The following is an 8,026-nucleotide window of genomic DNA, read 5'->3' as shown; positions in this document are numbered from 1 at the left end:
CACCCGCCGATCGCCAGCGGCCCGACCAGCCACGCCAGCGGCGTGCGGAAGGTGCGGGCACGGCCGGGTTCGCGGCGGCGCAGGACCAGCATGCAGGCGGCCACGGCGATGAAGGCGGCCAGGGTGCCGGCATTGGCCAGCGCGGCGATCTCGTCCAGCCGCGCCACGCCGGCCAGCGCCGCCACCAGCACCGCGGTGAACAGCGTGGTCGCCACCGGCGTGCCGGTACGCGCGTTGACCTTGGACAGCCCGCGCGGCAGCAGGCCGTCGCGCGACATCACGAAGAAGATCCGGCTCTGCCCGTACAGGAAGGCCAGCAGCACGGTGGGCAGCGCGATCACCGCGACCACGCCGATCGCCGCCGCCGCCTTGCCGTGGCCGAGTTCGCGCAGGATCAGCGCCAGCGGCTCGGCGCTGGCGCCGAACACGTCGTAGCGCATCGCGCCGACCGCGGCCAGCGCCACCAGGATGTAGATCAGGGTGCAGCCGATCATCGAACCGACGATGCCGATCGCCAGGTCGCGCTTGGGGTTCTTGGTTTCCTCGGCGGCGGTGGAGATCGCATCGAAGCCGTAGAAGGCGAAGAAGATGATCGCCGCCGCCGCCATGACCCCGTGCGCGACGCCGTCGGCGCCGACCGTCTTGGGAAAGCCGTACGGCATGAACGGGTGCAGATTGGCGCTCTGGAACGCCGGCAGCGCCACCGCCACGAAGATGCCAAGCGCGATCAGCTTCAGCACCACCAGCACCGCGTTGAGCGTGGCGCTCTCCTTGGTGCCGGCCATCAGCAGGCCGGCCACGGCGAAGGTGATCAGCACCGCCGGCAGGTTGACGATGCCGCCGGCATGCGGCCCCGCGGTCAGCGCCGCCGGCAGGTTCAGGTCCATGCCGGTCTGCGCACCGGCCCAGTGCAGGAAGCCGACGAAGTAGCCGGACCAGCCCACCGCCACCGTGCTGACCACCAGCGAGTACTCCAGGATCAGGCTCCAGCCCACCACCCAGGCGATCGCTTCGCCCAGCGCGACGTAACTGTAGGTGTAGGCGCTGCCGGCGGCCGGCATCATCGTCGCCATCTCCGCATAGGCCAGCGCGGCGCAGGCGCATATCGCCCCGGCCACCGCGAACGACACCAGCACCGCCGGCCCGGCCAGCTGCGCGCCGACGCCGATCAAGGTGTAGATGCCGGTGCCGACGATCGCGCCGATGCCCAGCGCCACCAGATGCGGCCAGCTCAGCGAGGGCACCAGCCGGCGTCCGGCCTCGTGGACGGTGACCAGGTCGAGCGACTTGCGCCGGAACAGGAACGACATGCGGGCCTCGGGGTGCGGAAGTGACAAGCCCGGCAGTGTCGCCGAATGCGGTGCAGCAAAGCTATGCCTGCGGCGCGGTATGGCACGGCGCTTGTGGAGGTCGATGCGAAGCGCAAGTCCGGCTTTATCGAGCGGAGACCGCTCTCTCTCTCTCTCTGTCTCGTAGCAGCGGCTTCAGCCGCGACGGACGTCATCGGGAAAGCCCGTCGCGGCTGAAGCCGCTTCTACGGAATACCGGTGCGTCAGGACCTGTTCCGCCGCGCCCGGCAATCGTGGGTTCTCGCAACCGACCTACCGCCCCAGCCGCTCCGCCAGCCTTACCAGCTCGGCCAGCGAACCGACCTCCAGCTTGCGCATCGCATTGCCGCGGCGCACCTTCACCGTGATCTCGCTGAGCTGCAGCCGCGCCGCCACCTGCTTGTTCAACAGGCCCTGCACCACCAGCTCCACCACCTCGCGTTCGCCGGCGCTCAGCCGCGCCCAGCGCGCCTGCAGTTCCGCCTGCGCCGCATCGGCGGCGCGGCGCGCGCGGTCGCGGGCGATGCCCTGGCCGATCGCGTCGAGCAGGTCCTGGTCGCGGAACGGCTTGGTCAGGAACTCGATCGCGCCGTTCTTCATCGCTTCCACGCTCATCGGGATGTCGCCGTGGCCGGTGATGAAGATGGTCGGCAGCGCCAGCCCGGCCTCGTGCATGTTGCGGTGGAAGTCCATGCCGCTCTGCCCGGGCATGCGGATGTCCAGCACCAGGCAGCTCGGCGCGTCGGCGCGCGGATGCGCCAGGAACTCGCGGGTCGAGGCAAAGGTGTGCACCTGCAGGTCCACCGAGGCGAACAGGTCTTCCAGCGCGGCGCGGATCGAGGCGTCGTCGTCGATCAGGTACACCACCGGGCGTGCGGTCGCGTCATTCATGGCGTGGCTCCGCCGGCGGTGGGCAGGCACACGCAGAACACCGCGCCGCGCGGCCGCCCGGGTTCGGCCCAGATGCGCCCGCCGCCGGCCTCGACGATGCTGCGGCTGATGCTCAGGCCGATGCCGATGCCGCCCTGCTTGGTGGTCCAGAACGCATCGAACAGATGCGCCTGCGCCTGCGCGGACAGGCCTTCGCCGCTGTCGGCCACGCTCAGCCGCACCGAACGCGCGTCCTCGCGCTCGGTGACGATGCGCAGCGCACGCTGCGCTGGCGGCGTGGCGGCCATCGCCTCGATCGCGTTGAGCAGCAGGTTGCCGATCACCTGCTGGATCTGCACCGGATCGGCCGACACCGGCGGCAGCAGCGCCGACAGTTCGGTGTGCACGCTGACCGCGCTGCGTTCCAGTTCGCCCTGCGACAGCGCCAGCACCTCGGCCACCGCGGCATTGAGGTCGAAGGCGCGCTGCTGCGGCGCCTCGCCCCGGGTCAGGCTGCGCACCCGCGCGATCACCTCGCCGGCACGCTCGGCGTCGGCGAGGATGCGCGCCAGCGCCGCGCGCGCCTTGTCCAGGTTCGGCGGCTGCTGGTCGAGCCAGCGCTGGCAGGCGTTGCCGCTGGTGACGATGGCCGCCAGCGGCTGGTTGACCTCGTGCGCGATCGAGGCGGTCAGGCTGCCCAGGCTGCGCACCCGCGCCAGCCGCAGCAACTGCGCCTGCGCCGCGTGCGCGGCGGCCTTGGCCCGCTCCATGCGCACCGCGATGGAGGCGGTGACCGCCACCACCACGATGCTGATCGCCGAGTTGATCACGCCGACGTGGTAGGCCCCGGCATGCGTGAGATGGAAGCTGAGCACGACCAGCACCACGCAGATGCCCGCCAGCACGCCCAGCCCGGCCGGGGCCAGCAAGCGCACCGCGCCGAGGATCGCCACGGTGTAGAACAGCGCCGCCGCGACCGCGTAGTCGGTGACCGTGTCGGCGACGAAGATCGCACCCAGCGCCAGGCCCAGCGCGACCAGGCCGAGCAGCCGGCGGTGCGGCGGCAGCGGCTTGAACCAGGCGATCATCGGCGGTGTGGCGTGGGGGTGAAGGGGATGGGCATGACTGGCTCAGGCTTCGGCGCCGGCGTTCCAGAACGCCTGTTGTACACCGGGTTCGCCCTCCAGGCGCTGCACAACTTCATCCAGTTCCTCGGCGCGCACCGCGGTGGCGTACAGGGTGGCGGCGATCTCCACGTCCTTCTGCCCGAACGGATGCTGCTCGACCTCGCGCGCCGGGTAGTGCGCCTCCTCCAGCAGTTCGATCAGCCGCTCGCGCACGTCGCCGTGCACCTCGCGCGCGCAGATCGCATAGAACATGTAGGTGGCTTCCAGCGAGGACTCCTTCAGCGGATGCCGGTTGATCCGGTTCACCATCGGCCGCAGCAGGGTATTGCTGAGCAGCACGAACATGGCCGCCAGCACCGCCTCGGCGACCAGCCCGGCACCGGCGCAGGCGCCGACCGCGCCCGACCCCCACAACGTCGCCGCGGTATTGAGCCCGGTGACGTTGGCGCCTTCCTTCATGATCGCGCCGGCGCCGAGGAAGCCGATACCCGAGACCACGTAGGCCACCACCTGCACCGCGCCCTGGGTGCCGCCGTGGATCTCGAACAGGCGGTCGCCGAGCGAGACGAAGATCGCCGCGCCGACCGCGACCAGGGTGTTGGTGCGCAGCCCAGCGGTGCGCTGGCGCACCTGGCGTTCGAAGCCGATGATCGCGCCGAGCAAGAAGGCGGCGGTGAGGCTGACCAGGGTGTCGAGCAGCGAGCCGAGATTGAACAGACGCAGTGCTTCCATCAGGGCGCGTTCCGGTAGGTGGGGGGAGCGAGCATGGCGGCTCCGGGGAAGGGAGTGGGCGGGGACGGGGGCCGATGATGCCGCGGCGAGATGGCAGCGCGCATCGTGGCGACGGACAGATGCGGCTCAGCGCACCACGGGCCACCACGCCAGCGCGGCATGCAGCCAGTGCGCGGCCGGGGCGTTCGCCCCGGCGTCGTGCAGGCGCCGCTGCGCCGCATGCGGCAAGCGCGCGCGGACCCGGATGCGGTCGGCGACGGACAGCAGCGACAGCGCATCGGCCATCACCCGCGGCGACTGCGCGGACAGGGCCAGGGCGAAGGCGCGGGCGCCGTGGGCGGCGAGCAGATGGCGCAGCGCCTCGGTACGGCGCATGGCGACCGCGGCGCGCAGCGCGCGCTGCAGGCCGCGCTGCAGGCGGAAACGACGTGAAAACAGCGAGAACACGAACATGACGACCTCCTTGCGGCGCGTGGCCGGAGGACGTCGCAGCGTGTGCGCGGCGTGCGTCTTCCGGCTCAGCGCCGGGCAGCGACCAGGCGAGGGGAACGGCGGGGGAATGCGGCGCTGATGCCGCGTCGATGCGGATCGGGGTCCATGCTCGCCTCCGGTATCAGGGGAACGGATCGCGCGGAGCGCGACGCCTGGCGCGGTCGGATGCCGCTGTACCGCCCACTGGCCGGGCCAGGAGCGGGTGGCGCAAAGCTTGGCATGCGGCCCAGGTGTGCACCAGCCTGCATGAGGCCATGACGGCGATACCAAGGTATATCCGGACTGGTCCGCCTGCCGGCGCGTGGCGCAGCGATTGAGACGCGGCCGGCTACACTGGCCGCATGCAGAACGATGCCCATTTCCTGATCCTCGCCGGCCTGTTGTGTGCCGTCATCGCCCTGTTGCTGGCCGTGTTGCTGCGGCGGGGCAACCACTCCGCGCTGGAGGCGGCCCTGCGCGAGGAGCAGCGCAGCGGCCGTGGCGAACTGCGCGAGCAGCTCGACAGCCTGGCGCGGCAGCAGGACGCACGCAGCGAAGGCTTCGCCCGCCATCTGGCGGATCTATCCACCCGCACCGACCAGCGCCTGGACCTGCTGCGCGAGGCGCTGACCGAGGACGCGCGGCGCGGCCGGGTCGAGGCCGGCGCCGCGCAACAGCGCATGGCCGAACTGCTGAGCCAGCGCCTGGTCGAGATCCGCGGCCAGCTCGACGCCTTCGGCCAGCAGCAGGACGCGCGCATGGCCCAGTTCGGCCAGCAGCAGGCCGAACTGATCGCGCGCATCGACGCGCAGCTGGGTGCGTTGCGCGAGGCCCTGATCGAGGATGCGCGCAAGGGCCGCCAGGAAGGCGCGGACGCGCAGCAGCGCTTCGCCGACACGCTCGGCCAGCGCCTGGGCGACCTGGTCCAGCGCAACGAGCAGCGGATGGGCGAGATGCGCGCCACCCTGGAGGAGCGGTTGAAGGAACTGCAGGCCGACAACGCGGCCAAGCTCGAGCAGATGCGCGGCACCGTCGACGAAAAGCTGCAGACCACCCTCAACACGCGCCTGGACGCCTCGTTCAAGCTGGTCTCCGAACGGCTCGAGCAGGTCCAGCGCGGCCTGGGCGAGATGCAGCAGCTGGCCACCGGCGTCGGCGATCTCAAGCGCGTGCTGAGCAACGTCAAGAACCGCGGCGGCTGGGGCGAGGTGCAGCTGGAGAACATCCTCGAGCAGACCTTGACCCAGGAACAGTACGCACGCGGCGTGCGGGTGCGCCCGGAGCGCAACGAGATGGTCGACTTCGCGGTGCGCCTGCCCGGCCGCGGCCATGAGGACACGCCGGTGTGGCTGCCGATCGACGCCAAGTTCCCGCGCGAGGACTACGAGCGCCTGCTCGACGCGCAGGAGCAGGGCGATCCGGAGCTGGTGCAGGCGACCGGCGCGCAGCTGGAGCGCGCGATCCGGGTGCAAGCCAAGTCGATCGGCGACAAGTACATCGCCCCGCCGCACACCACCGACTTCGCGGTGATGTTCCTGCCCACCGAGGGCCTGTACGCCGAGACCCTGCGCCGCCCCGGCCTGGCCGACCTGCTGCAGCGCGAGCACCGCATCGTCGTCGCCGGCCCGACCACGATCACCGCCCTGCTCAACAGCCTGCAGATGGGCTTCCGCACCCTCGCCATCGAAAAGCGCTCCAGCGAGGTGTGGGGTGTGCTGGCGGCGGTGAAGAGCGAGTTCGGCAAGTTCGCCGGCATCCTGGAAAAGGCCGAGAAGCAGATCAGCACCGTCGGCAAGAGCCTGGGCGAGGCCAGCCGCAAGACCCGCACCATCGAACGCCGCCTGCGCGGCGTCGAGACCCTGGCCGACGCGCAGGCCGCGCCGCTGCTGGAACTGTCGTTGCCGCTGGACGATGCCGAAGCGGACGAGGCGGCAGGCGACGACCGGGAGTGAGGGCTTGCGGTGCCCGCGGCGGCGGTGCGGCGAGTCGGGATGGCAAGGCACCGTGGCGGTTACGTCGACGCGAGATGGCGTGCGACCAGCACGCGCCATGTTGGATGCAGCGCCGCGACCCAGGCGGACCAGCGCGGCCGCTTCCTACGCGCGCGCTGTGCAGATGGCGCAGCATGCGGGTGTCCTGGTCTTGCCTGCAGTGTCGATGCGATTCGACATCGCGGATGCGTTGTCGTCTCCAGGCCGCTCGCCTGCTCGCCCGCTGGCCGATACGCGCGCTGCCGATCACGACGAGAGGCACATGTGTAGCGGCGGCTCTTGTTCCTTCTGCGGCAGTCGCGAGCAGGTTTTGTGGACACGGCCGTCGCGGCTGAAGCCGCTCCTGTGGGATCACATGATCCGCAGCAAAAGCGGGTGTTACGTGCCTGCACAGGCTAGCTGTCGGTGCGCTGAGTCACGCGGTCACGGCACTGCGCATGCCGCACCGGCAGCGACTATGCTGGCGCTCCCTTTCGATCGAGGTAATGCCCCATGTCCGAGTCGTTGACCGCCATTCCGCTGACCCGCATCGATGGCCAGCCGGCCACCCTCGCCACGTTCGAGGGCAAGGTGTTGCTGATCGTCAACGTCGCCTCCAAGTGCGGCCTCACCGCGCAGTACGCGGGCCTGGAAGCGCTGTACCGCGAGAAGCAGGCCGCCGGCCTGGAAGTGCTCGGTTTCCCGGCCAACGACTTCAAGGGCCAGGAGCCGGGCAGCGAGGCGGAGATCCAGCAGTTCTGCCAGCTCACCTACGACGTGACCTTCCCGATGTTCTCCAAGATCGCGGTTACCGGCGAGGACACGCATCCGCTGTACCGCGCGCTGATCGCCGCGCAGCCGCAGACCGAGGGCGAGGGCCCGATGCGCGAGAAGCTGGCCGGCTACGGCATCGAGCCGAATCCGGCGCCGGGCGTGCTGTGGAATTTCGAAAAGTTCCTGGTCGGCCGGGACGGCCAGGTCCGCGCGCGCTTCGCTCCGGACGTTACCGCCGAGGATCCGCGCCTGCGCGCGGCGATCGACGCGGCGCTGGCGTAACGGCGCGCTGCGCCATCTGGCTGTGCTTGGACGAGCTGAAGGTGTGTTGCGGCGTCTAGGTAGTTGGTGAACGAGCCGGAGAGGTGATCGATGTCCTCGTTGTCCGGCGTCGCTTGTTGCGGCTGAACCGCTCCTACGCAAGGCGTGCAGCATCGAAACCGTTGCCGTTGCCGTTGCCGTTGCCGTTGCTTTGGCTGTTGCTTGGCATTAGCTGTTGCTTGGCTTTGGCTTTGGCTGTTGCCCTGGCTTTTGATTTACCGGGTTCCCTTCCGAAGCGGCGGACAGCGCGGGGAAAAACCCGAAGGGCGGCGTACATGGATGTACGCCGTCCGCGGCAGGGCAGGGCTCGCCGGAAAAAGGCGAAGCACTGCTTCGCCCCGGCGGGCGGGCTGGCGCCGTGAGGCGACTGCCCCGGACTTGGCTGCGAAGCAGCCAAGCCCCTTCCGCGGATCCCCGTGATGGACGCGGACCC

General features: G+C 70.3%; 8 protein-coding genes. 2 read left to right on the top strand and 6 right to left on the bottom strand.

Features of this window, described 5'->3' with window-relative positions:
* The 5 genes from D183_RS0112200 to D183_RS0112180 form a co-directional block, all read right to left on the bottom strand.
* On the bottom strand, positions 1-1,310 hold a 1,310-nt coding region (locus D183_RS0112200; RefSeq protein ID WP_017909241.1), incomplete at its 3' end, for an amino acid permease.
* A gap of 291 nt (positions 1,311-1,601) precedes the next feature.
* Complete coding sequence (locus D183_RS0112195; protein ID WP_017909240.1) at positions 1,602-2,219, bottom strand: response regulator transcription factor; 618 nt, start codon at positions 2,217-2,219, stop codon at positions 1,602-1,604.
* A complete protein-coding gene (locus D183_RS0112190; protein WP_017909239.1) occupies positions 2,216-3,286 on the bottom strand; it encodes a sensor histidine kinase in 1,071 nt (356 codons plus the stop codon). Before D183_RS0112190 ends, D183_RS0112195 begins: the two co-directional genes overlap by 4 nt.
* 42 nt (positions 3,287-3,328) lie before the next feature.
* Complete coding sequence (locus D183_RS0112185; protein ID WP_017909238.1) at positions 3,329-4,057, bottom strand: MgtC/SapB family protein; 729 nt, start codon at positions 4,055-4,057, stop codon at positions 3,329-3,331.
* A 126-nt stretch (positions 4,058-4,183) separates the two neighbouring features.
* On the bottom strand, positions 4,184-4,510 hold the full coding sequence (locus D183_RS0112180) for a hypothetical protein (protein ID WP_017909237.1): 327 nt from the start codon (positions 4,508-4,510) through the stop codon (positions 4,184-4,186).
* Positions 4,511-4,890: 380 nt separating this feature from the next.
* Between D183_RS0112180 and rmuC the strand changes: the two genes are divergently transcribed.
* Together rmuC and D183_RS0112170 are read left to right on the top strand one after the other, a co-directional pair.
* A complete protein-coding gene (gene rmuC, locus D183_RS0112175) occupies positions 4,891-6,480 on the top strand; it encodes a DNA recombination protein RmuC (protein WP_017909236.1) in 1,590 nt (529 codons plus the stop codon).
* Positions 6,481-7,011: 531 nt separating this feature from the next.
* Positions 7,012-7,554 (top strand): glutathione peroxidase, encoded by a 543-nt coding sequence (locus tag D183_RS0112170; protein ID WP_017909235.1) that lies wholly within the window; start codon positions 7,012-7,014, stop codon positions 7,552-7,554.
* 133 nt (positions 7,555-7,687) lie between these two features.
* Here the strand turns inward: D183_RS0112170 and D183_RS27475 are convergent, their stop codons facing one another.
* Positions 7,688-7,870 carry a hypothetical protein gene (locus tag D183_RS27475; protein WP_157835208.1) on the bottom strand — a complete coding sequence of 61 codons (183 nt, stop codon included), beginning with the start codon at positions 7,868-7,870 and terminating at the stop codon, positions 7,688-7,690.
* Positions 7,871-8,026 lie beyond the last annotated feature (156 nt).

The organism is Xanthomonas sp. SHU 199, assembly GCF_000364665.1.
Classification (GTDB): domain Bacteria; phylum Pseudomonadota; class Gammaproteobacteria; order Xanthomonadales; family Xanthomonadaceae; genus Xanthomonas_A; species Xanthomonas_A sontii.
The sequence above is the reverse complement of the archived record's forward strand: the minus strand, read 5'-3'. Positions and strand labels throughout refer to the sequence as shown.